At 66.4% G+C, this 26,217-nt stretch carries 27 protein-coding genes and 4 tRNA genes; 5 read left to right on the top strand and 26 right to left on the bottom strand.

Annotated elements, in window-relative coordinates:
- Positions 1-84: 84 nt before the first annotated feature.
- Entirely contained in the window at positions 85-891 is an 807-nt protein-coding gene (gene map, locus AC0KUR_RS22265) for a type I methionyl aminopeptidase (protein WP_034186522.1), read from the bottom strand.
- Positions 891-1,127 (bottom strand): ParD-like family protein, encoded by a 237-nt coding sequence (locus AC0KUR_RS22260; protein WP_473376424.1) that lies wholly within the window; start codon positions 1,125-1,127, stop codon positions 891-893. Before AC0KUR_RS22260 ends, map begins: the two co-directional genes overlap by 1 nt.
- 148 nt (positions 1,128-1,275) lie before the next feature.
- Between AC0KUR_RS22260 and AC0KUR_RS22255 the strand changes: the two genes are divergently transcribed.
- Both AC0KUR_RS22255 and AC0KUR_RS22250 read left to right on the top strand, forming a co-directional pair.
- The gene (locus AC0KUR_RS22255; RefSeq protein ID WP_473376423.1) at positions 1,276-1,899 is read left to right on the top strand and encodes a helix-turn-helix domain-containing protein; all 624 of its coding nucleotides are present in this window, start codon (positions 1,276-1,278) and stop codon (positions 1,897-1,899) included.
- Positions 1,900-1,946: 47 nt separating this feature from the next.
- Positions 1,947-2,495: a GNAT family N-acetyltransferase gene (locus AC0KUR_RS22250; protein WP_034186519.1), complete on the top strand. Its 549-nt coding sequence runs from the start codon at positions 1,947-1,949 to the stop codon at positions 2,493-2,495.
- 97 nt (positions 2,496-2,592) lie between these two features.
- Here AC0KUR_RS22250 and AC0KUR_RS22245 read toward each other — a convergent pair.
- The 6 genes from AC0KUR_RS22245 to uvrC all read right to left on the bottom strand — a co-directional run bounded on the left by AC0KUR_RS22245 (position 2,593) and on the right by uvrC (position 5,971).
- Positions 2,593-2,666, bottom strand: a tRNA-Cys gene (locus AC0KUR_RS22245).
- A 99-nt stretch (positions 2,667-2,765) separates the two neighbouring features.
- Positions 2,766-2,841, bottom strand: a tRNA-Gly gene (locus AC0KUR_RS22240).
- Between the two features lie 51 nt (positions 2,842-2,892).
- Positions 2,893-2,968, bottom strand: a tRNA-Gly gene (locus AC0KUR_RS22235).
- A 53-nt stretch (positions 2,969-3,021) separates the two neighbouring features.
- Positions 3,022-3,097 (bottom strand) — tRNA-Gly (locus tag AC0KUR_RS22230).
- 149 nt (positions 3,098-3,246) lie between these two features.
- Positions 3,247-3,834, bottom strand: coding sequence for a CDP-diacylglycerol--glycerol-3-phosphate 3-phosphatidyltransferase (gene pgsA, locus AC0KUR_RS22225; RefSeq protein ID WP_034186518.1), 588 nt, complete (start codon positions 3,832-3,834; stop codon positions 3,247-3,249).
- Between the two features lie 91 nt (positions 3,835-3,925).
- Positions 3,926-5,971, bottom strand: coding sequence for an excinuclease ABC subunit UvrC (gene uvrC / locus AC0KUR_RS22220; protein WP_367189393.1), 2,046 nt, complete (start codon positions 5,969-5,971; stop codon positions 3,926-3,928).
- 76 nt (positions 5,972-6,047) lie between these two features.
- Between uvrC and earP the strand changes: the two genes are divergently transcribed.
- The 3 genes from earP to AC0KUR_RS22205 all read left to right on the top strand — a co-directional run bounded on the left by earP (position 6,048) and on the right by AC0KUR_RS22205 (position 9,579).
- Positions 6,048-7,241, top strand: a complete 1,194-nt coding sequence (gene earP, locus AC0KUR_RS22215) for an elongation factor P maturation arginine rhamnosyltransferase EarP (protein ID WP_367189392.1) — start codon at positions 6,048-6,050, stop codon at positions 7,239-7,241.
- Positions 7,242-7,367: 126 nt separating this feature from the next.
- The gene (gene efp, locus AC0KUR_RS22210; protein WP_034186515.1) at positions 7,368-7,925 is read left to right on the top strand and encodes an elongation factor P; all 558 of its coding nucleotides are present in this window, start codon (positions 7,368-7,370) and stop codon (positions 7,923-7,925) included.
- A gap of 268 nt (positions 7,926-8,193) precedes the next feature.
- A complete protein-coding gene (locus tag AC0KUR_RS22205) occupies positions 8,194-9,579 on the top strand; it encodes a sigma-54-dependent transcriptional regulator (RefSeq protein ID WP_034186514.1) in 1,386 nt (461 codons plus the stop codon).
- Between the two features lie 162 nt (positions 9,580-9,741).
- Here the strand turns inward: AC0KUR_RS22205 and nagZ are convergent, their stop codons facing one another.
- From nagZ to fabD, 18 genes are all read right to left on the bottom strand, one after another.
- A complete protein-coding gene (nagZ, locus tag AC0KUR_RS22200) occupies positions 9,742-10,770 on the bottom strand; it encodes a beta-N-acetylhexosaminidase (protein WP_034186513.1) in 1,029 nt (342 codons plus the stop codon).
- Positions 10,771-10,786: 16 nt separating this feature from the next.
- Positions 10,787-11,221: a holo-ACP synthase gene (acpS, locus tag AC0KUR_RS22195; RefSeq protein ID WP_034186512.1), complete on the bottom strand. Its 435-nt coding sequence runs from the start codon at positions 11,219-11,221 to the stop codon at positions 10,787-10,789.
- A gap of 33 nt (positions 11,222-11,254) precedes the next feature.
- Positions 11,255-12,031, bottom strand: a complete 777-nt coding sequence (gene pdxJ, locus AC0KUR_RS22190; protein WP_031400031.1) for a pyridoxine 5'-phosphate synthase — start codon at positions 12,029-12,031, stop codon at positions 11,255-11,257.
- Positions 12,028-12,864 carry a DNA repair protein RecO gene (gene recO / locus AC0KUR_RS22185; protein WP_034186510.1) on the bottom strand — a complete coding sequence of 279 codons (837 nt, stop codon included), beginning with the start codon at positions 12,862-12,864 and terminating at the stop codon, positions 12,028-12,030. Before recO ends, pdxJ begins: the two co-directional genes overlap by 4 nt.
- Positions 12,851-13,750 carry a GTPase Era gene (era, locus tag AC0KUR_RS22180; RefSeq protein ID WP_034186509.1) on the bottom strand — a complete coding sequence of 300 codons (900 nt, stop codon included), beginning with the start codon at positions 13,748-13,750 and terminating at the stop codon, positions 12,851-12,853. The genes recO and era overlap by 14 nt, the downstream gene beginning before the upstream one ends.
- A 60-nt stretch (positions 13,751-13,810) precedes the next feature.
- A complete protein-coding gene (rnc, locus tag AC0KUR_RS22175) occupies positions 13,811-15,001 on the bottom strand; it encodes a ribonuclease III (protein ID WP_034186508.1) in 1,191 nt (396 codons plus the stop codon).
- A 153-nt stretch (positions 15,002-15,154) separates the two neighbouring features.
- On the bottom strand, positions 15,155-16,048 hold the full coding sequence (lepB, locus tag AC0KUR_RS22170; protein ID WP_034186507.1) for a signal peptidase I: 894 nt from the start codon (positions 16,046-16,048) through the stop codon (positions 15,155-15,157).
- A 16-nt stretch (positions 16,049-16,064) separates the two neighbouring features.
- Positions 16,065-17,858, bottom strand: coding sequence for a translation elongation factor 4 (lepA, locus tag AC0KUR_RS22165; RefSeq protein ID WP_175028366.1), 1,794 nt, complete (start codon positions 17,856-17,858; stop codon positions 16,065-16,067).
- 168 nt (positions 17,859-18,026) lie between these two features.
- A complete protein-coding gene (locus tag AC0KUR_RS22160) occupies positions 18,027-18,263 on the bottom strand; it encodes a glutaredoxin family protein (RefSeq protein ID WP_059560708.1) in 237 nt (78 codons plus the stop codon).
- A gap of 7 nt (positions 18,264-18,270) precedes the next feature.
- On the bottom strand, positions 18,271-19,770 hold the full coding sequence (locus AC0KUR_RS22155; RefSeq protein ID WP_034186504.1) for a DegQ family serine endoprotease: 1,500 nt from the start codon (positions 19,768-19,770) through the stop codon (positions 18,271-18,273).
- A 16-nt stretch (positions 19,771-19,786) separates the two neighbouring features.
- A complete protein-coding gene (locus AC0KUR_RS22150) occupies positions 19,787-20,839 on the bottom strand; it encodes a MucB/RseB C-terminal domain-containing protein (RefSeq protein WP_034186503.1) in 1,053 nt (350 codons plus the stop codon).
- 5 nt (positions 20,840-20,844) lie between these two features.
- A complete protein-coding gene (locus AC0KUR_RS22145) occupies positions 20,845-21,462 on the bottom strand; it encodes a sigma-E factor negative regulatory protein (RefSeq protein WP_034186502.1) in 618 nt (205 codons plus the stop codon).
- Between the two features lie 86 nt (positions 21,463-21,548).
- Entirely contained in the window at positions 21,549-22,148 is a 600-nt protein-coding gene (gene rpoE, locus AC0KUR_RS22140; RefSeq protein ID WP_006490873.1) for an RNA polymerase sigma factor RpoE, read from the bottom strand.
- A 91-nt stretch (positions 22,149-22,239) separates the two neighbouring features.
- On the bottom strand, positions 22,240-22,704 hold the full coding sequence (locus AC0KUR_RS22135) for a hypothetical protein (protein ID WP_069245555.1): 465 nt from the start codon (positions 22,702-22,704) through the stop codon (positions 22,240-22,242).
- 11 nt (positions 22,705-22,715) lie between these two features.
- Positions 22,716-23,948: a beta-ketoacyl-ACP synthase II gene (gene fabF, locus AC0KUR_RS22130; RefSeq protein ID WP_034186500.1), complete on the bottom strand. Its 1,233-nt coding sequence runs from the start codon at positions 23,946-23,948 to the stop codon at positions 22,716-22,718.
- A gap of 164 nt (positions 23,949-24,112) precedes the next feature.
- Positions 24,113-24,352: an acyl carrier protein gene (gene acpP, locus AC0KUR_RS22125; protein ID WP_004197638.1), complete on the bottom strand. Its 240-nt coding sequence runs from the start codon at positions 24,350-24,352 to the stop codon at positions 24,113-24,115.
- A 144-nt stretch (positions 24,353-24,496) separates the two neighbouring features.
- Positions 24,497-25,246 carry a 3-oxoacyl-ACP reductase FabG gene (gene fabG / locus AC0KUR_RS22120; protein WP_034186499.1) on the bottom strand — a complete coding sequence of 250 codons (750 nt, stop codon included), beginning with the start codon at positions 25,244-25,246 and terminating at the stop codon, positions 24,497-24,499.
- Between the two features lie 36 nt (positions 25,247-25,282).
- Positions 25,283-26,215: an ACP S-malonyltransferase gene (gene fabD / locus AC0KUR_RS22115; protein ID WP_226251698.1), complete on the bottom strand. Its 933-nt coding sequence runs from the start codon at positions 26,213-26,215 to the stop codon at positions 25,283-25,285.
- Between the last annotated feature and the right edge of the window lie 2 nt (positions 26,216-26,217).

The following is a 26,217-nucleotide window of genomic DNA, read 5'->3' as shown; positions in this document are numbered from 1 at the left end:
GGTCGCCGCAAACGGAACGGGCCCCGCGAAAGGGCCCGTTTCATTGCAGTGCCGCGCCTCGTCATACGCGGCGCACGGCCGCTGTCAGGCCGCGTGCGTGCCCGACAGCGCCGCGAACGCCTGCGGCTTCGCGTCCTCGGTCAGCACCTCGAAGCCCGTTTCCGTCACCACGACCATGTGCTCCCATTGCGCGGACAACGAATGGTCCTTCGTGACGACCGTCCAGCCGTCGGCCAGCACGCGCGTGTCGCGCTTGCCCGCGTTGAGCATCGGCTCGATCGTGAAGATCATCCCCGGCCGCAGCGGCACGCCGGTGCCCGGGCGGCCGTAATGCAGCACCTGCGGCTCGTCGTGATAGACATCGCCGATGCCGTGCCCGCAATACTCGCGCACGACGCTGAACCCTTCGCGATGCGCGACCTGCTGGATCGCGTAACCGACGTCGCCGAGCGTCGCGCCCGGACGCACCGCGCGGATGCCCGCGTGCATCGCCTCGTAGGTGGCCGCGACGAGGCGCCGCGCCAGCTCGTTCGGCTCGCCGACGAAATACATGCGGCTCGTATCGCCGAACCAGCCGTCCTTGATCACCGCGATGTCGAGGTTCACGATGTCGCCGTCGCGCATCGGCCGCGAGGTCGGAATGCCGTGACAGACCACATGGTTGACCGACGTGCACAGCGTCTTCGGATAACCGTGATAACCGATGTTCGCGGGAATCGCGCCGAGTTCGTCGACGATGTATTCGCGGCAGCGTGCGTCGAGCTCGTCGGTGGTCACGCCCGGCTTCACGTGCTCGGTGATCATCGTCAGCACCTGCGACGCGAGCTTCGCGGCTTCGCGCGACTTCGCGATTTCCGCGGCCCCGCGGATCGGGATTTCTCGCCTCGCCATTACGCCACCTGCTCGATCTGCGACGCGACCGGTTCCGCCAGCCCCACGTCGCCGCCCCGCGCCTCGGCCTCGATCAACATCTTGCAGATGTCGCCGTAGGACAGCGCCGGGTTGAGTTCCGCCAGCATTCCGACGCGCAGCCAGTGTTCGGCCTGCGCATTGATCGAACGGCTCAGCGCCGTGCTCGTCGAGCGCAGCCGTTCATGCATGTGCTCGGAAATCTTGATGATGCCCATATATCCCCAATTAAACGAAACGTAGCTATTTCGTATATTACGCTGCGCACGCGCGCCGGGCAAGCTGCCCGAATCCCGCTCCCCTCTCTGTCGGCTGCGGCAAATGCCGTTGACATCAAATTCCAGTTTGCTGGAAAATCAATCCATCATGAAAGAATCCACGATCACCGCGGCCGACGACAGCGGCATCAACGAGCGCATCGCACGGCGCGTGCGCGAACTGCGCACCGTTCGAGGCTACACGCTCGATGCGCTGGCCGCGCGTTCCGGCGTCAGCCGTTCGATGATCTCGCTCATCGAACGCGCGTCGGCCAGCCCGACGGCCGTCGTGCTCGACAAGCTCGCGGCCGGCCTCGGCATCTCGCTGGCCGGGTTGTTCGGCGGCAACCGGGACGACGCGCCCGCGCAGCCGCTGGCCCGGCGCGCGCAGCAGGCCGAGTGGCGCGATCCGGCGTCCGGCTACGTGCGGCGCAATCTCTCCCCGGCCGGCTGGCCGTCGCCGATCCAGCTCGTCGAGGTCGATTTCCCGCCCGGCGCGCGTGTCGCGTACGACAGCGGCGGACGCGAGCGCGTGCTGCATCAGCAGGTGTGGGTCATCAGCGGCCGCGTCGACGTCACGCTCGGCGATGCGCTGCACGCGCTTCACGAAGGCGACTGCCTGGCCCTGCGCCTCGACCAGCCGCTGATCTTCAGCAATCCGTCGCCGCATCCCGCGCGCTATGTCGTCGTGATCTGCGATGCGTCCGGCGCGGCCGGCGCGCGGAACGCGTAACGCATGCGCGGGGTGTATGCCCCCGTTCAACCCCACCAGGAACCGGTATGAATTCCCCGAAACAGCACGACGACGTGCGCCTGATCGATTGCAGCGAGGCCGAGCACGCAGCGGCCATCCTCGAGATCCTGAACGACGCGATCGCGAATTCGACCGCGCTGTACGACTACCGGCCGCGCCCGCCGGAAGCGATGGTCACGTGGTTCGCGACGAAACGCGCGGGCGGGTTTCCGGTCGTCGGCGCCGTCGACGCGTCGGGCACGCTGCTCGGCTTCGCGAGCTGGGGCACGTTCCGTGCGTTCCCTGCGTTCAAGTACACGGTGGAACACAGCGTCTACGTGCGCAGCGACCAGCGCGGCCGCGGGCTCGGCGAACTGCTGCTGCGCGAAGTCGTCCGTCGTGCGCGCGACGCGCAGGTGCACGTGCTGGTCGGCTGCATCGACGCGACCAATGCCGGAAGCATCGCACTGCATACGAAACTGGGATTCGTGCACTCGGGCACGATCACGGAGGCGGGATTCAAGTTCGGCCGCTGGCTCGACGCGGCGTTCTATCAGTTGAAGCTCGATACGCCCGCGCAGCCGGTGGATGGCTGATTGCGCGGAGGCCGTCGCATGCATCCCGTACGGCGGCCGGCAAACGATGCAGAAAAAAGAAAAGCCCCGCCGAAGCGGGGCTTTTTCTCTTCCTACCTGGAGGCGCGAGCCGGAGTCGAACCGGCCTAAACGGCTTTGCAGGCCGCTGCATAACCGCTTTGCTATCGCGCCAAAAGCGGACTGTCCGGATGCCGTGAGGCAAGCGACAGATTTCTATTCGAGGACCGGAAGTCCATCAAATAAAAAGGGAAGCTTGGCTTCCCCATTACTTGGAGCGGGAGACGAGTCTCGAACTCGCGACCTCAACCTTGGCAAGGTTGCGCTCTACCAACTGAGCTACTCCCGCATTGTCCTGCACCTGCAGCGCTTCGCCGACCAACACGCTGCCAGAAAAATCTGGAGCGGGAGACGAGTCTCGAACTCGCGACCTCAACCTTGGCAAGGTTGCGCTCTACCAACTGAGCTACTCCCGCATGGGTCCTGCATCTGCAGCGCTTCGCCAACCAACGCGCTGCCAGAAAAAATCTGGAGCGGGAGACGAGTCTCGAACTCGCGACCTCAACCTTGGCAAGGTTGCGCTCTACCAACTGAGCTACTCCCGCGTATCGCTACGCTACTGCTGCTTCCCCGTCACACGCTTACTTCGTCGTGCAGCGGAGAAGCGAGATTATGTCGAAGGCACATTCGTGTGTCAAGGGCTTTTCCAGCCCTTTTTACAAAAACCGCCTCGACCGAACGCGAGACGCACGTCTCACGCACCGCCGCGCTCACGGATCTGCGGCCACGCGAGCTTCATGTAGTAAAGCATCGACCAGATCGTCAGCACCGCCGCGAGATACATCAGCCACTCACCCCACACGCGCGTGTCGATCGTCACGACGCCGAGCGGCAGCGGCCCGTAGAACAGCAGCATCGGGATCGCGACCATCTGGCATGCGGTCTTGAACTTGCCGAGCTGGTTCACCGCGACGCTCTTCGATGCGCCGATCTGCGCCATCCACTCGCGCAGCGCCGAGATCGCGATCTCGCGGCCGACGATCACCAGCGCGATCGCCGCATCGACCCGCGAAATCTGCACGAGGATCAGCAGCGCGGCCGTCACCATCAGCTTGTCCGCCACCGGATCGAGAAAGGCGCCGAACGACGAGGTCTGGTTCCACTTGCGTGCGAGATAACCGTCGAACCAGTCGGTCAGCGCCGCGAGGATGAAGATCGCCGCCGCCGCGAGATTGCGGTGCGCGCCGCCCATCACCGTGTCCGGCAGGTAGAACACGCCGACGACGAGCGGAATCAGCACGATCCGTACCCACGTCAGGAAAATCGGGAAATTGAACGGCATGGCATGCGGGACAGTAAAGGATTCGCAATTGTGCCGTGTCGACCGGCCTGCCACAAGAACGCTGGCGAGGCAGCCCGGCCGCACGGGCGCGTCAGTGAAGCTGCTTGTAGATCTGTTCGGCGAGCGCGTGCGAGATGCCCTCGACGCTCGCGAGTTCCTCGACGCTCGCGGCCACCACGCCACGCAATCCGCCGAACCGCGCGAGCAGCCGCTGCCGGCGTTTCGCGCCAACGCCCTCGAGTTCCTCGAGCCGCGACGTCTGGCGCGCCTTCGCCCGCTTCGCCCGCATGCCGGTGATCGCGAAGCGGTGCGCCTCGTCGCGGATCTGCGCGACGAGCATCAGCGCGGCACTCTCCTTGCCGAGTTCGAGCGGCGTGCGGCCGTCCGCGAACACGAGCGTCTCGAGGCCGACCTTGCGCCCCTCGCCCTTCGCGACGCCGACCAGCATGGACGTGTCGAGCCCCAGCTCGGTGAACACCTGGCGCGCGATTTCGACCTGACCCTTGCCGCCGTCGATCAGCACGATGTTCGGCAGCAGGCTCGACGCCTCGGCCTGGCGCGTCGATTCGCCGTCGATGCCGGCCGCTTCATCCACCGCGGCCGCCTGCGCGGCCTGCTCGACCATCTTCTCGTAGCGGCGCGTGAGCACCTGCCGCATCGCCGCGTAATCGTCGCCCGGCGTAATGCCCGTGATGTTGTAGCGGCGGTACTCGCCCGACTGCATCTTGTGATGATGGTAGACGACGCACGACGCCTGCGTGGCCTCGCCCATCGTGTGGCTGATGTCGAAGCATTCGATCCGCAGCGTCGCGAGATCGTCGATGTCGTAACCGAGCGTTTCCGCCAGCGAGCGCGTACGCGCCTGCTGCGAGCCCTGCTCGGACAGCAGCCGCATCAGCGCGATCTGCGCATTCTGTTCGGCCATCGACAGCCACGCGCGCCGCTGCCCCTGCGGCTGCCGCACCAGCGACACCTTGTGGCCGGCCTGTTCGGACAGCAGCTCGAGCAGGTCGCGGCTCGCGGGCGCGTGGCTGACGACAAGCACCGGCGGCACGCGGTTGCCGAGATAGTGCTGCGCGATGAACGCATCGAGCACCTCCGCCTCGACCGATGCCGCCGCCGCGCCGCCGCGCACGCTGCCGGCTTCTTCCGCGGGCTGGTCGGGCACCCCGGCGGCGGTCGCGCCGGTTGTGTCGGCCGCTTCCGACGACTCGGCCTCGTCGCCAAGACCACCTTCGGCGAGCGTCAGCGCGCTTTCGACGTGCGTCGGGAAATACGCCTTGTCGCCGAGATGCCGGCCGCCGCGCACCATCGCGAGATTCACGCACACACGCCCGCCTTGCGCGACGACGGCGAGGATGTCGACGTCGCTGTCGCCGCCGACCTCGATCGCCTGCTGGTGCAGCACCGTCGCGAGCGAGCTCATCTGGTTGCGCACGGCCGCCGCCTGCTCGAATTTCAGCTCGGCCGCGAACGCATGCATCTTCTGCTCGAGTTCCTTCATCACTTCGGACTGCCGGCCGAGCAGGAACCGCGCGGCGTTCGACACGTCGACCGCGTAATCCTCGCTGGAGATCGCGCCGACGCACGGTGCCGTGCAGCGCCCGATCTGGTGCAGCAGGCACGGCCGCGTGCGGTTGTTGAACACCGAATCCTCGCAGGTCCGCAACTGGAACACGCGCTGCAGGATCTGGATGCTCTCGCGCACGGCCCACGCGCTCGGGAACGGCCCGAAATACTGGTTCTGCTTGTCGACCGACCCGCGGTAGTAGGCCATCCGCGGAAACCGATGTGCGGTGAGCTTCAGGTACGGATACGACTTGTCGTCGCGAAACAGGATGTTGTAGCGCGGCGCGAGTGCCTTGATCAGGTTGTTCTCGAGCAGCAGCGCCTCGGCTTCCGAGCGCGTGACGGTCGTCTCGATGCGCGCGATGCGCGTGACCATCATCGCGATGCGCGGCGACAGCTGGGTCTTCGTGAAATAGCTCGATACGCGCTTCTTCAGGTCGCGCGCCTTGCCGACGTAAAGCACGGCGCCCGCCGTGTCGTAATAACGATAGACGCCGGGCATGTGCGGCAACTGCGCAAGGATCTTCTTCGGTTCGAACGGGATATCGGAGGCTTCTGGGGCTGTCATGCGTGATCCGGGCGCCTTGTAACGCGGAACGGGTCTATTAGAATCGCCAGTTTAGAGCATTCACCGGCCCGCTTCGATGCCACGCACCACCGCTGCCCCACACCCCGCCGCAACGCTCGCGCCGGGCGAACCGATCGCCTGCGACCTCTTCTGCACGGTGATCGACAATTTCGGCGACATCGGCGTGTGCTGGCGCGTCGCGCACCAGCTCGCGCATGAGCACGGCTGGCAGGTCCGGCTGTTCGTCGACGACCTGCGCACCTTCGCGCGCCTGCTGCCGAGCGTCGATCCCGACGCCGGACGGCAGACGATCGACGCGATCGCGATCGAGCACTGGCATGCGGAAGTCGGCGACGCACTGGAGATCGCCGATGTCGTGATCGAGGCGTTCGCGTGCGAGCTGCCCGGCGCGTATCTCGCGGCGATGGCACGCCGCGAGCGCCGCCCCGTGTGGATCAACCTCGAATACCTGAGCGCCGAGGACTGGGTCGCCGATTTCCATTTGCGGCCGTCGCCGCATCCACGCTACCCGCTGCTGAAGACGTTCTTCTTCCCCGGCCTGTCGGCCGGCACCGGCGGCGTGCCAAAGGAGCACGACCTCGACGCGCGCCGGACGGCCTTCGATGCCGACGCCGCGGCCCGCGCCGCATGGTGGCAGCGCGCGACCGGCGGCGCGCCGCCGGCGCCCGGCACGACGGTCGTCAGTCTGTTCGCGTACGAAAATCCGGCCGTCGACGCACTGCTCGCCCAATGGCGCGACGGCCCGTCGCCGGTCGTCGCGCTCGTGCCGGCCGGCCGCCTGTCCCCGGCCGTCGCGCGCTTTTTCGGGGTCGAGTCGTTCGCGGCGGGCGCCCATGCACGCGCCGGCAACCTGGTCGCCCACGGGCTCGCATTCGTCCCGCAGGCCGACTACGATCCGCTGCTGTGGGCGGCCGACCTCAATTTCGTGCGCGGCGAGGATTCGTTCGTCCGCGCGCAATGGGCGCGCAAGCCGTTCGTGTGGCACATCTACCCGCAGGCCGACGACGTGCACCTGCCGAAGCTCGACGCCGCGCTCGCGCACCTGTCGGCAGGCCTCGCCGATGCGCCGCGCGCCGCGCTCGAGCGGTTCTGGCATGCATGGAACGGCGCCGGCACGCCCGACTGGGCCGATTTCTGGCAACACCGTGCCGCACTGGACGCCAATGCGGCCCGCTGGGCCGACGCGCTCGCGGCGGTCGGCGATCTCGCCGGAAAGCTGGCGGAATACGCAAAATCTCAGTTAAAATAAGCGGTTATCCGACGGCTGACCAGGCAAGCGCTCGCTTTTGGCGTCCACCGGAACGCACCGCTTGCGCCGTCAGCCGTTGCGCAACGCTCAGGCACCTATTTATTTGATTGGATCAGGACAGTTTTTATGAAGACCGCACAGGAACTCCGCGTAGGCAACGTCGTGCAGATCGGCAGCGATGCATGGGTCATCTCCAAGACGGAATACAACAAGTCGGGCCGTAACGCCGCCGTCGTCAAGATGAAGATGAAAAACCTGCTGACGAACGCAGGCCAGGAATCGGTCTACAAGGCCGACGACAAGTTCGACGTCGTCGTGCTCGACCGCAAGGAAGTGACGTACTCGTACTTCGCCGACCCGATGTACGTGTTCATGGACGCCGACTACAACCAGTTCGAAGTCGAAGCCGAAATGATGGGCGAAGCGCTGAACTACCTCGAAGACGGCATGGCGTGCGAAGTCGTGTTCTACAACGAGAAGGCGATCTCGGTCGAACTGCCGACGATCCTCGTTCGCGAGATCACCTACACGGAGCCGGCAGTCAAGGGCGACACGTCGTCGGGCAAGGTGCTGAAGAACGCCAAGCTCGCAACGGGCTTCGAACTGCAAGTGCCGCTGTTCTGCAATACCGGCGACAAGATCGAAATCGATACGCGTACGAACGAATACCGCAGCCGCGCGTAATCGTCAGCGATACCCGCATCGAACAAAGCGCCCTTCGGGGCGCTTTTTGTTTGTCTGGCGCCAACAGCGGGCACCTGACAAGGGCATAAGGAACACAAAATCCACCGGTAAAGATATTCAATTTGTATCATCGGTAACTGTTTTATAGCGCCGGAGAAATAATGCGCGTGACGGGTTCGGCGGGGCATAAAATCAGTTTTTAATCTGACATGCGGCTGCGGCCCCGATGGCCGACAGCCCGCCTCTCTTGACTCGACTCGCGTCCACCATGCCACACGCCCTGATTGTCGAAGACGATCCCAACAGTCTCTCCGGCCTCACCGCGCTGCTCGCCGCAGACGGCTTCTCGGTCGACACGGCCACGTCGCTCGCCGAAGCCCGCACGGCGCTGGGCCGCTCGATCCCCGATGTCGTCCTCGTCGACCTGAACCTGCCGGACGGCAGCGGGTTCGACCTGCTCCAGCACCTGCCGCAGCAACAGCCGAACGGCTCGTTGCCCGTCATCGTGCTCACGGGCAACGCGACGGTCGAGAGCGCCATCGAGGGCCTGCGTCACGGCATCTGGGACTACCTGCTGAAGCCGATCAACATTCCGCGCCTGCGCAGCCTGCTCGCGCGGATCCCGCGCCCGTACGAACTGATCGACGAAGTGCAGTCGCTGCGTGCGTCGCTGCGCCGGCTCGGCCGCTTCGGCGCGCTGGTCGGCTGCAGCGATGCGATGCAGCACGTGTACGACATGATCGAGCACAACGCGCGCACCGAAACGGCCGTGCTGTTCTCGGGCGAGGCCGGCACCGGCAAGAAGCTGGCCGCGCGCACGCTGCACGACCTGAGCCGGCGCCGCAAGGGGCCGTTCGTGTCGTTCGACTGCCGGACGATCGCGCAGGCCGGCCGCCACGGCGCGTCGCTCGACAGCGTGCTGTTCGGCCATGAGCGCGGCGCGTTCGACGGCGCCGAGCGCCGCGAATCGGGCCTGTTCGAACAGGCCGGCGGCGGCACGCTGTTCCTCGACGAGATCACCGCGCTGCCGCTCGTGCTGCAGGAAGCGCTGCTCCATGCGCTCGATTCGCAGAACTTCATGCGGATCGGCGGCACGAGCTCGATCGCGAGCGATTTCCGGCTGATCGCGACCACGCGCCGCCCGGCACGCGAAGCGGTCGCGAACGGCACGCTGCGCGAGGATCTGTGGTTGCGCCTCGATGCGGCGTCGATCACGATGCCGCCGCTGCGCGAGCGCGACGGCGACGCACTCGCGATCGCGGACGCGCAGATCGACGAACTGAACCGCGAGGCGCGCGCGACCGGGCGCAGCACCACCGACAAGCGCGCGGCGCCGGGCTTCGTGCGCGAATGCCTGTCCTACGAATGGCCGGGCAACGTGCGCGAACTGCAGGAACGCGTGCGCTTCGCGTACGACGCGTCGGGCGACTTCATCGAGACGCTGCGCGCCGGCGAGCCGAGCTTCTCCTCCGGCGCCGCGCTGAACGGCAGCAGCGTGCAGATCAAGGTCGGCACGCCGCTGTCCGACGTCGAGGACCTGCTGATCCGCGCGACGCTCGACGCGGTCGGCGGCACGCGCCATCGTGCGGCCACGCTGCTCGGCATCAGCCCGAAGACGCTGTACAACAAGCTGCAGCGGATGAAGGTGAACTGAGCGGGCGATCGTGAATACGGGTACTGGCCGGACCTGACCGTTAGTTGCGCAAAAGCCCACCGTGCCGATTGCCCGGTTTGCCCCTTGCCGCACCCCATGAAAAAGCCGCGCAATTGCGCGGCTTTTTGTTTCGGCGAGCGAAAGGACCCGAACCGCGCCCGCTTACGCCAGTGCGCTTTTCAGCAGCGCCTGCGCCTGCAGATACTCGGGCTGCGCGACCAGCTTGTCCCACTTGAGCGCCTTGCCGCGCGCGCGCATCCGCTTGATGCGCCGCACCGACTCGGCCGACGCCCGTGCCTTCAGCTCGTTCAGCACGACCTCGGCCGCCTCCGGCTGGTTGCAGACGAGCACCATGTCGCAACCGGCGGCGAGCGCGGCATCGGCCGCCTGCGTGAGCGTGCCGCCTTCGCGCGCGGCCTCCATCGACAGGTCGTCGCTGAAGATCGCGCCCGTGAAGCCGAGCTTGCCGCGCAGGATGTCCTGCAGCCAGACGCGCGAGAATCCGGCCGGCCGCTTGTCGACCTGCGTATAGATCACGTGCGCGGGAATCACGGCCGACAGCGACAGGCCGAGCCAGTCGTACGGCGCAACGTCCTGCTTGAGGATCGCGTCGAGCGTGCGGTCGTCGGTCGGCAGCGCGACGTGCGAATCGGCTTCCGCGAAACCGTGCCCGGGGAAATGCTTGCCGCAGTTCGCCATGCCGGCGAGCGACAGCCCGTGGTTCAGGCTCTTCGCGAGCAGCGTGACGACGCGCGCGTCGCGATGGAACGCGCGGTCGCCGATCACCTTCGAATGCCCGTAGTCGAGGTCGAGCACGGGCGTGAAGCTCATGTCGATCCCGCACGCACGCAGTTCGGCGGCCAGGATGTAGCCGACGGCGGTCGCCACCTTCGTCGCGAGCAGCACGTCGCGATCCCACAGCTCGCCGAGGCGGCGCATCGCGGGCAGCACCGTGAAGCCGTCGGTGCGGAACCGCTGCACGCGCCCGCCTTCGTGATCGACGGCGATCAGGATGTCTTCGCGCACCGCGCGGATCGAGTCGGTCAGCGCGATCAGCTGCGCGCGGTTCTGGAAGTGCCGCGCGAACAGGATCACGCCGCCGGTATTCGGATGCGCAAGACGCCGCGCATCGTCGCGCGACAGGGCCGTGCCGACGACGTCGAGCATGACCGGGCCGGGAGTCGTTTTCATCGAATCGGGAAGTCCGTCAGGAGGAGGTTCGGGAAACAGGTGCAGGAGCAGGCGCGGCGTCCGTTTCGGCGATCACGAACGACACCGCGTAGTCGCGCTCGTCGCTGACCGTCACGCGCGCCGTGATGCCGCGCGCGGCCAGCCAGTCGGCCAGCTCGCCCGACGCGACCACGTACGGCTCGCCGCTCGGATGGTTGAGCGTCTGCAGTGCGCGCCACGTCATCGGCCAGTGCATGCCGAGCCCGATCGCCTTCGAGAACGCTTCCTTCGCGGAGAAGCGCGTCGCGAGAAACGCGATGCCGCGCGCCTCGGAGCGCGCGCGGCGCGCATGGAACACACGCAGTTCGTCGGGGCCCAGCACCTTCTCGGCAAACCGGCCGCCCGTGCGTTCGAGCACGGCCGCGACGCGGCTTACCTGGGCGATGTCGGTACCGATGCCGTAGATCGCCATGTCAGTACGCGCGCACGCGGCGGTATTTCATCTTCAACGCGCGCCGCCGTGCAGCGCGGCGACGCGGGCGGCGACCATGATCGCCTTCATCTCGCGCACCGCGTTGTCCCAGCCAGCGAAGATCGCATGCGCGACGATCGCGTGACCGATGTTCAGCTCGACGATGCCGTCGATCGCGGCAATCTGCTGCACGTTCGTGTAATGCAGCCCGTGCCCCGCATTGACCTTCAGGCCCAGTTGCGCACCGGCCTGCACGCCCGCGACGATGCGTTCGTACTCGCGCTGCTGCTCGGCTTCGTCGTGCGCCTCGGCGTAGCGGCCCGTGTGCAGTTCGATCACCGGCGCGCCCGCTTCGTGCGCGGCGCGGATCTGCGTCTCGTCCGGGTCGATGAACAGCGACACGCGCACGCCGACGTCGGCCAGTTGCTTGCAGGCCGCGCGCACGGCTTCGAAGTGGCCGGCGACATCGAGACCGCCTTCGGTCGTCAGTTCCTCGCGCTTTTCCGGCACGAGGCACGCGTCGTGCGGACGCACTTCGCACGCGATGTCGAGCATCTCGGCCGTCACCGCGCATTCGAGGTTCATGCGCGTCTTCAGCAGCGGGCGCAGCTTGCGCACGTCGGCGTCGACGATGTGGCGGCGATCCTCGCGCAGATGCAGCGTGATCGCGTCCGCACCGGCCTCTTCGGCGGCGAGCGCCGCGCGGATCGGATCGGGATAGGTCGTGCCGCGCGCATTGCGCAGCGTCGCGACGTGGTCGATGTTCACACCGAGGTCGATGGCGGTGGGCGTTGTCAGGAAGAAGCTCATAGGTTTTGCAGGTCGATCAGGATCTGACGCGTGGCAAGCGGCGTACCGCCGAGATAGGTGTTCAGCAGGAAGCGCATCAGCGTCTTGCTTTGCGCGACCGTCTGGGCTCGATGGTAATCGTCCTGCTCCATGTCGAGCAACGTCTGTCCGGTGATGACCGGCCAGTGCGACGGTACGTCGTCGTCCGCGTTGCGCACGCCGCGCTCGGGATCGAACACGTAGCGGCGATCGGGCTCGACCGCGCGGCGCGCGACCGTGCGGTTCAGCGCCATCGCGTAACCGGTCTCCTTCAACAGCACGCGCTCGAACGAACGCAGCACCTGCACCGCGGGTTCGCCGTGCGCGAGGCGCGTGAGCGTCAGCACATAATGATTGAACAGCGGCGGCTGCGGATCCTCGCGCGCGCAGAATTTCACGAGCAGCTCGTTCGCGTAGAAACCGCACAGCAGCCCGTCGCCGCCGAGCGGCAGCATGCCGCCGACCCACTCGGCCCCCGTCAGCGTGCGCACCTCGGATTTGCCGGACCAGGACAGCAGCAGCGGCTGGAAGGTCTGCAGCACGCCGCGCAGCGCGGAGTGCGGGCGTTTCGCGCCCTTCGCGACGAGCGCAAGCCGGCCGTGATCGCGCGTCAGCACATCGACGATCAGGCTGGTTTCGCGATACGGATAGCTGTGCAGCACGAACGCCGGCTGCTCGGCGACGCGGAAATCGGACGTGCGAGACGTCGCGCGCCGCGCCTTGCGCGGCGGTTCGGGCGGAGCCGGCAGCGGCGCGTCGTTCGCGCCGGCCGTCACCGCGTCTTCAGTCGACGTCAGCGCGTCATTCGTACCCATAGGCGCGCAGTCCGGCCTCGTTGTCGGCCCAGCCGCTCCTCACCTTCACGAAGGTCTCGAGGTACACGGGGCCGTCGAACAGCTTCTCCATGTCCATTCGCGCCTCGGTGCTGATCTGCTTGAGCTTCTCGCCCTTCTTGCCGATCACCATCGCCTTGTGCGAATCGCGTTCGACGAGGATCGTCGCGAAGATGCGCTTCAGCCGCCCTTCCTCCTCGAACTTGTCGATCACGACGGTGCTCGTGTACGGCAGCTCGTCGCCGGTCCAGCGGAACACCTTTTCGCGCAGGATTTCGGCCGCGAGGAAGCGCGAGCTGCGGTCGGTCAGCTCGTCCTCGCCGTAGATCGGGGCGCCTTCCGGCAGGTACGGCTTGATCGTCTCGAGCAGGCGCTTGATGTCTTCCGGCTGCTGCGCCGACAGCGGCACGAGCTCGGCGAATTCGCGCAGCGTGTTCATCTTCTGCATGAACGGATACAGCGTGGCCTTGTCGGCGACACGGTCGATCTTGTTCGTGATCAGCAGCGTCGGCATGCCGGGCGGAATCAGGTCGAGCACCTTCTGGTCGTCGGGCCCGAAGCGACCGGCCTCGATCACGAACAGGATCACGTCGACCGACGTCAGCGTCGACGTGACCGCGCGGTTCAGCGATCGGTTCAGCGCGGTGCTGTGACGGGTCTGGAAACCCGGCGTGTCGACGAACACGAATTGCGCGTCATCGAACGTGTTGATGCCGGTGATGCGATGGCGGGTCGTCTGCGCCTTGCGCGACGTGATGCTGATCTTCTGGCCGACGAGTGCGTTCATCAACGTCGACTTGCCGACGTTCGGGCGGCCCACGATCGCGATCATGCCGCAACGGAAGCCGGTAGGAGCGGGAGTGTTCATATCGTTTGGGAGGCAGGTTCGGAAACGGCCGCGCGGCGCGCGGCACGATCGCTGGGCAATTCAGTGGTCGGCATCGGCCACGCGCGCCTGCGCGGCGGCGAGGCTCGCGCCGCCCGGCGGCGTCTCGGCGTCCGGTGCGGCAGCGTCGCGCGCACGCGTGCGCGCAGCGGGGTCGGAACCGGCGGAAGGCTTGTCGGCGGACGATGCGGCCGGATCGGCGGCACGCGGCGCGGCGTCCGCGGGCTTGTCCGCCGCCTTGTCGGAGCGGTCGGCGGGTTTATCGGCCACCTTGTCGGCCGCCGGCTTCGCCGCCCGCTCACCCTTGTCGGCAGCCGTCTCGACATGCGCCGCGCGAATCGCGGCCATCGGCGCGACGGCCGGCTCGGCGCCGGTCGCAGCCGCCGCGGGCACCGCACCGGCGGCCGCCCTGGCCTCGCGGGCAGCCGCCCGCTCCTTCCGCTCCGGCGAGCGCAGGTCGAGCGCTTCCTGCACGCCCTTCACGCCCGGCACGATTTCGGGTTCCACATGCTTCGAGCCGCGCGCGTTTTTCGAGCGCTTCGGCTTCGTGGCCAGCATCGGCGCGGCCGCCATCACTTCGTCGAGCGCCTTCTTCGCGGCGGCCTGCTCGGCCGCGCGCCGGCTCGCGCCGGAGCCCGATACCTTCACGTCCAGCTTCGGCACCGTGCATTCGACCTCGAACTGCTGATTGTGCGCCGCACCATGCGTCGCGACGACCGTGTAGGTCGGCAGTGCGATCTTGTGCCCCTGCAGGTACTCCTGCAGCAGCGTCTTCGCGTCCTTGCCGAGCGTGCGCGGATCGATGTGGTCGAGAATCGGGATGTAGAGGCGCTTGATGACCCCTTGGGCGGCTTCGAAGCCGCCATCGAGGAACACGGCCCCGATGATGGCTTCGAACGCGTCCGCGAGGATCGACGGGCGACGGAACCCGCCGCTGCGCAGTTCGCCCTCGCCCAGCCGCAGGCCGTCCGAGATATTCAGGGCCTGAGCAATTTCGTACAGCGACTGCTGCTTGACGAGGTTGGCGCGTACGCGCGACAGGTCGCCTTCGTCCAGCTTGCTGAAACGCTGGAACAAAAGGGCGGCCACCGCGCAATTCAGAACGGAGTCGCCGAGAAACTCGAGCCGTTCGTTGTGCGTGGCACTGTGACTGCGATGGGTCAAAGCCTGGCGCAACAATTCCGCATTGCGAAATTCGTAGCGCAGCCGGCTTTCCAACTGGGATAGGGGCATGTGCAGGAGTATAACGCGGGCGCCGGTCGGGCCGAAACGGCACGGCCGGAGACGAAAAGGCGTGACGAGGCGGTGTTACCGCCGGTTCTTAAAGTAGTTCGGCAATACGCGACGCGGCCCGTGCGTCGCGTATTGCGTGCGAGTCGACTGCGATCAGTTGAAGGAGCCGATGCGCTTCAGGTCGCTGAAGTTCATCCAGATGAAGAACGCGCGGCCGACGATGTTCTGGTCCGGCACGAAACCCCAGTAGCGGCTGTCCGCACTGTTGTCGCGGTTGTCGCCCATCATGAAGTAGTGACCGGGCGGCACCTTGCAGATCACGCCGCGGCTGTTGTACGTGCAGTTGTCGCGATACGGATAGTCGTAGGCGCCCATCACGAACGGCGGCACGGCCGGGTTGTTGAGGATCGCGTTCTTCTTGTTGCCGATCGTTTCCTCGAACTGCTTCGCGTAATTCTGGCGCTCGTCGTCGAAGAAATCCGGCAGCGGCGTTTCGGGCACCGGCTGGCCGTTGATCGTCAGCTGCTTGTCCTGGTAGGCGACCGTGTCGCCCGGCAGGCCGATCACGCGCTTGATGTAGTCGACCGACTCGTCCTTCGGATAACGGAACACGACGACATCGCCGCGCGACAGCGGGCTGCCCTGCGTGATCTTCGTGTTCGTGACCGGCAGGCGCAGCCCGTATTCGAACTTGTTGACGAGGATGAAATCGCCGACGAGCAGCGTCGGCACCATCGAGCCCGACGGGATCTTGAACGGCTCGACGACGAACGAGCGCACGACGAACACCGCCAGGATCACCGGAAAGAAGCTCGCGGTGTACTCGAGCCACCACGGCTGGCGCAGCTTCTCGTCGCGCAGCTTCGAACGCGTTTGCACCGCGTTTTCATCCGCGAAGCGCTTGTCGATGCGCGACTGCTGGCGATCGAACTCCTCGATCGCCGAGTCCGCCGCCTTGCGTCGCCGCGGCAGGAACACCAGTTTGTCCAGCACCCACGCTACGCCCGTCACGATGACGAGCACAAAAAGAATCAGCGCAAAATTCATAAAAGGATCAGTCCTGTTATTTGTCTTCGACGCGCAAGATCGCAAGGAACGCTTCCTGCGGGATCTCGACCGAACCCACCTGCTTCATCCGTTTCTTGCCTTCTTTCTGCTTCTCGAGCAGTTTCTTCTTCCGCGTGATGTCGCCGCCGTAGCACTTCGCGAGCACGTTCTTGCGCAGCGCCTTGATGTTCTCGCGGGCGACGATGTGCGCGCCGATCGCGGCCTGGATCGCCACGTCGTACATCTGGCGCGGGATGATCTCGCGCATCTTCGCGGCCACCTCGCGGCCGCGGTATTGCGACTGCGACCGGTGCACGATGATCGACAGCGCATCGACCTTGTCGCCGTTGATCAGCATGTCGACCTTCACGACGTCCGACGAACGGTATTCCTTGAACTCGTAGTCCATCGACGCATAGCCGCGCGACACCGACTTCAGGCGATCGAAGAAGTCGAGCACGATCTCGGCCATCGGGATCTCGTACGTGAGCTGCACCTGGCGGCCGTGATACTGCATGTTGATCTGCGAGCCGCGCTTCTGCTCGCACAGCGTGATCACGGAGCCGACGTAGTCCTGCGGCATGTACAGGTTCACGGTGACGATCGGCTCGCGGACTTCGGCGATGCGGCCGGGCTCCGGCATCTTCGCCGGGTTCTCGACCATGATCGTCGAGCCGTCGCTCTGCACGACCTCGTAGACGACCGTCGGCGCGGTCGTGATGAGATCCATGTCGAACTCGCGCTCGAGCCGCTCCTGCACGATTTCCATGTGCAGCAGCCCGAGGAAGCCGCAGCGGAAACCGAACCCGAGTGCCTGCGACACTTCCGGCTCGTACTGCAGCGACGCATCGTTCAGCTTCAGCTTCTCGAGCGACTCGCGCAGCGCGTCGTACTGGTTCGCCTCGACCGGATACAGCCCCGCGAACACCTGCGGCTTCACTTCCTTGAAGCCCGGCAGCGGCTCGGCAGCGGGCTTGGCCGCGTGCGTGACGGTATCGCCGACCTTCGCGGCCGTCAGCTCCTTGATGCCGGCGATGATGAAGCCCACCTGCCCTGCCGACAGCGAGTCGAGATTGCGCGACTTCGGCGTAAACACGCCGACGTGCTCGACCGGATACTGCGCGCCGGTCGCCATCATCTTGATCTTTTCCTTCGGGCGCAGCGTGCCGTTGACGATACGTACGAGCATCACGACGCCGACGTAGTTGTCGAACCACGAATCGATGATGAGCGCCTGCAGCGGCGCGGCCGGATCGCCCTTCGGCGGCGGCACCTTCGCGATCAGCGACTCGAGCACGTCTTCGACGCCGAGCCCCGTCTTCGCGCTGCAGCGCGTCGCGTCGGTCGCGTCGATGCCGATCACGTCCTCGATCTCCTCGATCGCGTTCTCGGGGTTCGCGGCCGGCAGGTCGATCTTGTTCAGCACCGGCACGACCTCGACGCCGAGCTCGATCGCCGTGTAGCAGTTCGCGACCGTCTGCGCCTCGACGCCCTGGCTGGCATCGACGACCAGCAGCGCGCCTTCGCAGGCGGACAGCGAACGGCTGACTTCGTACGAGAAGTCGACGTGCCCCGGCGTGTCGATCAGGTTCAGGTTGTAGACCTTGCCGTCGCGCGCGCGATAGGACAATGCCGCCGTCTGCGCCTTGATCGTGATGCCGCGCTCGCGCTCGATATCCATCGAGTCGAGCACCTGCGCTTCCATTTCACGGTCGGCGAGACCGCCGCATACCTGGATGATGCGATCCGCGAGCGTCGACTTGCCATGGTCGATGTGCGCGATGATCGAGAAATTGCGAATATGATCCATTCAGTGCCGATCAAGCGAAAAAGGCGCGCTCGACGACTGCGGAGCACGCCTTGTGTAAGTCGGTGAAAAAACAGCTTATTTTAGCTGAAAAGGCTTTCGACGGGCGGTATTTCGGACGCCCGCCCGCAGCGCGGCCCGCCGCGGGCACCCGCCGGACGCGGCCGGAACTCAGCGCCGGGCCGCCAGCGCGTCGCGCACCCGTGTGCCGTCGAACCGGTGGCGGCACACTTCCGCGCCGTCCAGCAGCAACACGGGCACGTCCTCGTCGTAACGGGCAACCAGCGCCGCATCGGTATCGATGTCGACGTAGTCGACCGCGACGCCGAATTCGGCCGCCACCGGCGCCAGTGCGTCGCGCATGTCGTCGCACAGGTGGCACCAGCCGCGGCCGTAGAGCGTGAACATCGGCGCGTTACTTCTGGCGCGGCCGCACGGGCACGAACTGCGTGTTGTCGCCACGCCGCACGAGCACCGCGACCGCCTTCTGCGGATCGAGCTGCGCCGTCACGTCGGCGAACTGCTTCGCGTTCGTGATGTCGGTGTCGCCGACGCGCAGCACGATGTCGCCGCGCTGCAGGCCCGCACGGGCAGCCGGGCCGTCGACGCCGTCGATCTGCACGCCGTTCTTCAGCTTCAGCGCCTTCATCTGGTCGGCCGTCAGGTCGCTCACCGTCAGACCGAGCGAATTGGTCTGGCGCGGCTTCTGCGGCGCGTTCTTGCGCTGTTCGGCCTTCGCCGTCGACTCGGCCGGCGTCTCCGCGATCGTGATCGGCAGATCGCGTGCCTGACCCTTGCGCCACACGCTGACCGTCGCCTTCGTGCCGGGCTTGGTGTCGCCGACCATGCGCGGCAGGTCCGACGCCGTGTCGACCGAACGGCCGTTGAACTTCAGGATAATGTCGCCCGGCTGGATGCCCGCCTTGTCGGCCGGGCCGCCCGGCTCGACGCTGCTGACGAGCGCGCCTTCGGCCTTCGGCAGCCCGATCGAATCGGCCACGTCCTTCGTCACCTCGCCGATCGCCACCGCGATCCGGCCGCGCGTGACCTTGCCGGTCGCCTTCAGCTGGTCGGCCACGCGCATCGCCTCGTCGATCGGAATCGCGAACGAGATGCCCATGAAGCCGCCGGTACGGCTGTAGATCTGCGAATTGATGCCGATCACCTCGCCCTGCATGTTGATCAGCGGGCCGCCCGAGTTGCCGGGGTTCACGGCGACGTCGGTCTGGATGAACGGCAGATAGTCGCCCGTGTTGCGGCTCTTCGAGCTGACGATGCCGGCCGTCACCGTGTTGTCGAGGCCGAACGGCGAACCGATCGCGACGACCCACTCGCCGACGCGCACCTTGTTCGAATCGCCGATCGCGACGACCGGCAGGTTCGACGCCTGGATCTTCACGACCGCGACGTCCGTGCGGTCGTCCACGCCGATCAGCTTCGCCTTGAATTCGCGCTTGTCGGTCAGCGTCACGTAGATGGTGTCCGCATCGTCGACGACGTGCGCATTGGTCATCACGTAACCGTCGGCCGACACGATGAAGCCCGAGCCCACGCCACGGTTCTGCTCGGTGTCGGGCGGATTGTCCGGCGCCGGCGCGCTCTTCGGGTTGCTGCCGTTGCCGCCGCCGTTGCCGGGCGCCTGCGGCAGCGGAATGCCGAAGAAGCGCCGGAAGAATTCCGACATGTCGCCGTTGTCGAAGCCCGGCGGGAGCATCCCGCGCGGGCCGCTGTTGGTCGGCACGTTGGCGGTGGTCCGGATGTTCACGACGGCCGGCCCGACCTTTTCGACCAGGTCGGCGAAGTCGGGCAGGCTGGCAGCGGGAGCCGTCACGGCGAATGCGGTATGCGGCACGAGCGGCAGGCAGGCAGACAACGCCGCCGCCGCGAGCCATTTGCGCAGCGTGAGTTTCATCATGTCGGAAGCCGTAGCGTTACTTGGAAGCCTTGTATTCTATGGCAGACGCGAACTGCTGCAACGTGGCCGGCGGCACTTCGCCGAGCACGGTGATCCAGTAGTCGCCGCGGCGCTTCACGAGAACGTGCGTCGCACCGGTGCTGCCCGCGCCTTCCTTGCGCGTATTCTTTTCGGCCGGCTCGATGAACACCGAGATCGTCGCGAGACCGTCGGTGAAGACGGCCTGATCGACCGCGATCGGCGGGTCGCCTGCATCGCGCGCGGCCATCGGCCGGCGCACTTCACGAATCTTCTGGAAGCCGGCAACGCTCGGTGCGAGCTGCCAGCCCTGCGCTTCCATGTCGACCGTCGCGACCGGCGGGCGCACGACCGTCCAGCCGCTCAGGTTGCGCATGCCGGCCGCGATCGCGGCCTTGTCGCCGTTCGCGCCCCCCGTCTGCAACTGGGAGAACGCAATCTGTTCGAGCACGTGATCGTTCGCATCGAGCGTCTGCGAACGCAGCAGCAGCCCGGTGCGCGCATCGGCCCACAGCTTGTACGTGAAACGGTACGCATCCTTCGGCACGAGCTCGACGACCTGCGCGTCGATCCCGGCCACGCGGTCCTTGCCGAGCGACTTCGCGTCGTAGACCGACATCACGTGCTCGCCGCTCGCGCCGAGCAGCGCGGGGAACGAGTCGCGCGTCTGGCGGCGCTCGACCACGCACAGCTTGCGCTCGGGCACGAACGTGTACAGCTCGTCGTTATGCCGCAGCAGCTTGCGCGGCTTGCCGTCGAGCGTCTCGATCCGCTCGAACTCGCCGTCGCGGGACGCGACGTGCGCGATGCGCGACGACTGGACATACCCGCCGCGCTGGTAGACGAACGTGCCTTCGTAACTCTGCTGCTGCGCCGCCTGCTGGACGCGGTCGAGCCAGTCCGCGGCGCCCTTGCGGGTCGCGACGGGATCGTCCGGTTGCTGGGCGCTGGCAGGAAGGGATTGAACGGACAACAGGGCGGCTGCGCAAAGCAGGAGGGCCGGCAGCCGCTTCCACCCGGAGATGGCGTGATTCAACTGCAATGTCCGCATCGGGTTTATTGGCCTGGCGTGGTGGTCACGGCTGCGCGGATCAGCGGCATCGAACCCGTGACGACGGGCTGCTGCGCGAATTGCTGGTGCGCTTCAAGATATTGGTCGAGGCTCGCGTCGCGAATGATGTTGACGTCCTGCAGGCCCGGCTGGGCCGATGCCTGCGCAACCGTCACGCGCTGCAGGTTGCCGCCTTGCTGCGCACCGGCCGATGCGACCTGGACGGCGCCCGGGGCACCGGCCGTCTGCATCTGCGGGACGACGATCCACGTCAGCGTGGCTGCCGCGGCCGCGACCGCGAACGCGGGCACGACACGCCGGCGCAGCGACAGCAGCTTGCGTGCGACCGGCGCCGCCGCCGGCGCGAGCAGGTGCGGCTCGCTGTCGAGCGCAGCCGACATGCGCGCGGTGAACGCGACGCTCACGGCGGGCGACAGCGCGAGCTCGTCCGAGCGCAGCGCATCGCCGATCAGGTGGTAATGGGCCCACGCAGCGCGATCCGCGCGGTCGAGCTCAGCCAGAAACTGCCCGTGGTCCGGGCCATCGAACATTTCGCCGTCGACCAGCGCGGAAAGGCGCTCGCCGCGCGAGCACGCTTGCGATTGCGTATTGACCGACCCCATGATGCTCCCCATCTTGCACACCCCGTCGTGACTTCACGACTCTATCCGTAACTAGACCCCGACCCGCGTCGTTACGCCCATCGCGCTTACCAGCGCTTGCCTTCGGGCGTATCGAGCAGCGGACGCAACTTGGCAGCGATTGCTTCGCGTGCGCGGAAGATCCGCGACCGGACCGTCCCGATCGGACAGCCCATCATTTCCGCGATCTCTTCGTAGCTAAGGCCCTCGATCTCGCGCAGCGTGATTGCCTGGCGCAGTTCCTCGGGCAGCAGAGCCATTGCAGCGTTGACCGTCTCGGCAATCTGCTTGCTCATCAACATCGACTCAGGCGTGTTGATATCCCTTAGTTGGTCTGCGTCGGAGAAAGTTTCCGCTTCCTCTGCATCGGCCTCGGTCGAGGTCGGTGCCCGGCGGCCTTGCGTCGCAAGGTAGTTCTTGGCCGTATTGACGGCAATCCGGTACAACCACGTATAGAACGCCGATTCGCCGCGAAATTGCGGCAGCGCACGATACGCCTTGATGAACGCGTCCTGGGCCACATCCTCGACCTCGGCGGGATCCCGCACGAGGCGCGAGATCAGCCGAATGATCTTGCGGTGGTATTTGGAGACCAGGAGTTCGAACGCCGCCTTGTCGCCCTTCTGTACGCGCTCGACCAGAGCCTGATCGATTTCTTTTTCACTCACCTGACAAATCCGTTAACTAGGGATGCAACGCGGAGCGCTATTGTAGCGTTCCGGCGCCGGCCGCTGGTTACGGTCGGTAACCGTGCCGCGGTCATGCCCGCCCCGCCGCGCCCGCGGTTCTCGCCAGCACGGACAGCGCGCTGAACGATGCCGCGTCGAGCGCATCGGCCGGAATCAGCAGCGGCCGGGCCCGCCGGGCACCCTGCCCGACCGACAGCACCAGCAGCAAGCTGCTCCAGTGCGCATGGCCGGTCACGCGGCCACGGGCCAGCAGCCGCCCGGTGCGGCCAAACGCCGCAATCTCCCCGAATGCATCGATCCGCAGCTCGGCCGGCAGCCGGCGCGCACCGGCCCGCGCCGCGCACACGGCCAGCAGCGCGGCCGTCGCGGCCGACACGCATGCGCCGGCGGCGGCGCCCGCGCGCGGCGCCCAGAACAGATAGGCCGACGCGGCAGCCGATGCGACGAACACGGCCAGCACGAGATACGAGACAGCCGAGGCCCGCAACGCAAAGCGCTGCGGGCGCCCGGCCGGCATGTCGAATGGACTCGTCAAGCGATTCAGCGTCAGACGCGCTTGAACACCAGCGTGCCGTTGGTCCCGCCGAAGCCGAAGTTGTTCTTCACGGCGACGTCGATCTTCATGTCCCGCGCGGTGTTCGCGCAGTAATCGAGATCGCACTCGGGGTCCTGGTTGAAGATGTTGATGGTCGGCGGCGACACGTTGTTGTGCAGCGCCAGCACCGTGAACACCGATTCGAGGCCGCCCGCGCCGCCCAGCAGGTGGCCCGTCATCGACTTCGTCGAGTTCACGACGAGCTTGTATGCGTGCTCGCCGAAGGCCGCCTTCACTGCGTCGGACTCGTTCTTGTCGCCCAGCGGCGTCGACGTGCCGTGCGCGTTCAGGTACTGGACCTCGTCCGCGTTCATGCCGGCGTCGCGCAGTGCCGCGACCATGCAGCGGCGCGGGCCGTCCATGTTCGGCGCGGTCATGTGGTACGCGTCGCCCGTCATGCCGAAGCCCGAGACTTCCGCATAGATCTTCGCGCCGCGCGCCTTCGCCGCCTCGTACTCCTCAAGCACCATCACGCCGGCACCCTCGCCCAGCACGAAGCCGTCGCGGTCCTTGTCCCACGGACGCGAGGCGCTGGCCGGATCGTCGTTGCGGGTCGACAGCGCACGCGCCGCCGCGAAACCGCCGATGCCGAGCGGCGACACCGTCGATTCGGCACCGCCCGCGACCATCACGTCGGCGTCGCCGGCCTGGATCAGGCGCGCGGCGAGGCCGATGCTGTGCAGGCCGGTCGTGCAGGCCGTCACGGCCGCGAGGTTCGGGCCCTTCAGGCCGAACATGATGCTCAGGTGGCCCGAGATCATGTTGATGATCGAACCCGGCACGAAGAACGGCGAAATCCGGCGTGCGCCGCGATCGACGTAGGTCTGATGCGTGTCTTCGATCATCGGCAGGCCGCCGATGCCGGAACCGACCAGCACGCCGATGCGTTCCGCGTTGGCTTCGTTCACTTCCAGCCCGCTGTCCCGGATGGCCTGGACGCCGGCGGCGATGCCGTAATGGATGAACGTATCCATGTTCCGGGCTTCCTTCGCCGGAATGTACTCCTCGGCGCTGAAACCCTTCACTTCGCCCGCGAAATGGCAGGCGAGGTTCGACGCATCGAACTTCGTGACGGTGGCGATACCGGACTTGCCGGCGACGAGATTGGCCCAGCCGTCGGCAACATTATTGCCAACAGGCGAAATCAGCCCCAGGCCTGTAACAACAACACGACGGCGGCTCACGGTAACCTCTTTTCCATTATTGGATGACAAAAACAAAAGCCACAGTGGCCACAGGAACCAGCCCTGCGAGCCCTGTGGCTGTTAGTCCGTCCGGCGCGAAGCCGGCAGGATGGCGCGTCAATCGCGAAGATCGCGGCGACGTGGCGGACAAGCGCGAAAGGCGCTTACGCCTTGACGTTTGCGCGAGCGTAGTCGATCGCTTGCTGAACGGTCGTGATCTTCTCTGCTTCTTCGTCCGGGATTTCCATGCCGAACTCGTCTTCCAGAGCCATCACCAGTTCGACCGTGTCGAGCGAGTCGGCGCCCAGGTCGTTCACGAACGAAGCTTCGTTCTTGATCTCGGCTTCCGCGACGCCCAGTTGCTCAGCGACGATCTTCTTGACACGTTGTTCGATGTTGTCCATTACCCCTCCGAGGGAAAGTTCAGATTTACAAGTGCGCGCATTTTATCAGGTTTGCTGACGCCAAAACGCGCGTTGGCTTGATGGTCGATCAAGCGCCTATCCGCCTGAAAATCGGGATACGGCGCGGATGGTAAACGAAAACCGTTACGACATGTACATGCCGCCGTTCACGTGCAGCGTCGTGCCGGTGATATAACCGGCCTGCGGCGATGCGAGGAACGCGACGGCATGGGCGATGTCCTCCGGGCTGCCGAGGCGGCCGAGCGGAATCTGGGTCTTGAGCGCGGCCTGCTGTTCTTCCGGCAGCGTCTTCGTCATGTCGGTATCGATGAAGCCCGGCGCGACGCAGTTCACGGTGATGCCGCGGCTGCCGATCTCGCGCGCGAGCGCACGCGTCATGCCCGCCACGCCGGCCTTCGCGGCCGCGTAGTTGACCTGACCCGGGTTGCCGGCCGAACCGACCACCGACGTGATGTTGATGATCCGGCCGCCGCGCGCCTTCATCATCGGGCGCAGCACCGCGCGCGACAGGCGGAACACCGATTTCAGGTTGGTGTCGATCACCGCGTCCCAGTCCTCGTCCTTCATCCGCATCGCGAGCTGGTCCTGCGTGATGCCCGCGTTGTTGACGAGCACGTTCAGCGCGCCGAATTCCTTCACGGTCGCATCGATCAGCGCCTCGGCGGCCGCTGCGTCGTTGACGTTCAGCACCGCGCCGCGGCCCGTGACGCCCGCCTCGGCGAATGCCGCGCTGATCGCGGCGGCGCCCGATTCGCTCGTCGCCGTGCCGATCACCGTCGCGCCCAGGCGCGCCAGTTCGAGCGCGATCGAACGGCCGATGCCGCGCGACGCGCCGGTCACGATCGCGACCTGTTTATCGAGAGTCTTTTCCATGAATCGAATATCCGTTTCTTGAAAAAAGGCGCCGCGTCAGGCGGTCACCAGCTTGAGGGCTTCGTCGAGCGATGCCGGATCGAACACCGACGCACCGGTCAGGTTGCCGTCGATGCGCTTCGTCAGGCCGGCGAGCACCTTGCCCGGACCGCATTCGATCACGTGCGTGACGCCGGTGCCGGCGATGTGCCGCACGCACTCGACCCAGCGCACCGGGCCCGCGGCCTGGCGCACCAGCGCGTCCTTGATCGCGGCCGGATCGCTGATCACGGCCACGTCGATGTTGTTGACGACCGGAATCTGCGGCGCCTTCACGTCGACGTTCGCGAGGTAGTCGCGCAACTGATCCGACGCCGGCTTGAGCAGCGACGAATGGAACGGCGCCGACACCGGCAGCGGCAGCGCGCGCTTCGCGCCCTTCGCCTTCGCGAGCTCGCACGCCTTTTCGACCGCGGCCTTGCTGCCCGCGATCACGACCTGCGCGGGCGCATTGAAGTTCACCGCTTCGACGACGCCCGCTTCCGCGGCTTCGGCGCACACCGCGCGCACGGTGTCGTCGTCAAGGCCCAGGATCGCGGCCATGCCGCCCTGGCCGACCGGCACGGCCGTCTGCATCGCCTGCGCACGGAAGCGCACGAGCGGCACCGCGTCCTTGAACGCCAGCGCACCCGCGGCGACGAGCGCCGTGTACTCGCCGAGGCTGTGGCCGGCGACGATCGACGGCGCCGGGCCGCCTGCCTGCTGCCACGCGCGGTAGCACGCGTAAGCGGCGGTCAGCATCACCGGCTGTGTATTGGTGGTCAGGTTCAGCTCTTCGGCCGGGCCTTCGGCGATCAGCTTGCCGAGATCCTGATTGAGTGCATCGGACGCTTCCTGAAGCGTCTCGCGCACGACGGCCAGATCGGCGAATGCGTTGAGCATGCCGATCGCCTGCGAGCCCTGCCCCGGAAAAACGAATGCAAATTTCATAT

This window comes from Burkholderia sp. YHN3-13, from assembly GCF_055810675.1.
The sequence above is the reverse complement of the archived record's forward strand: the minus strand, read 5'-3'. Positions and strand labels throughout refer to the sequence as shown.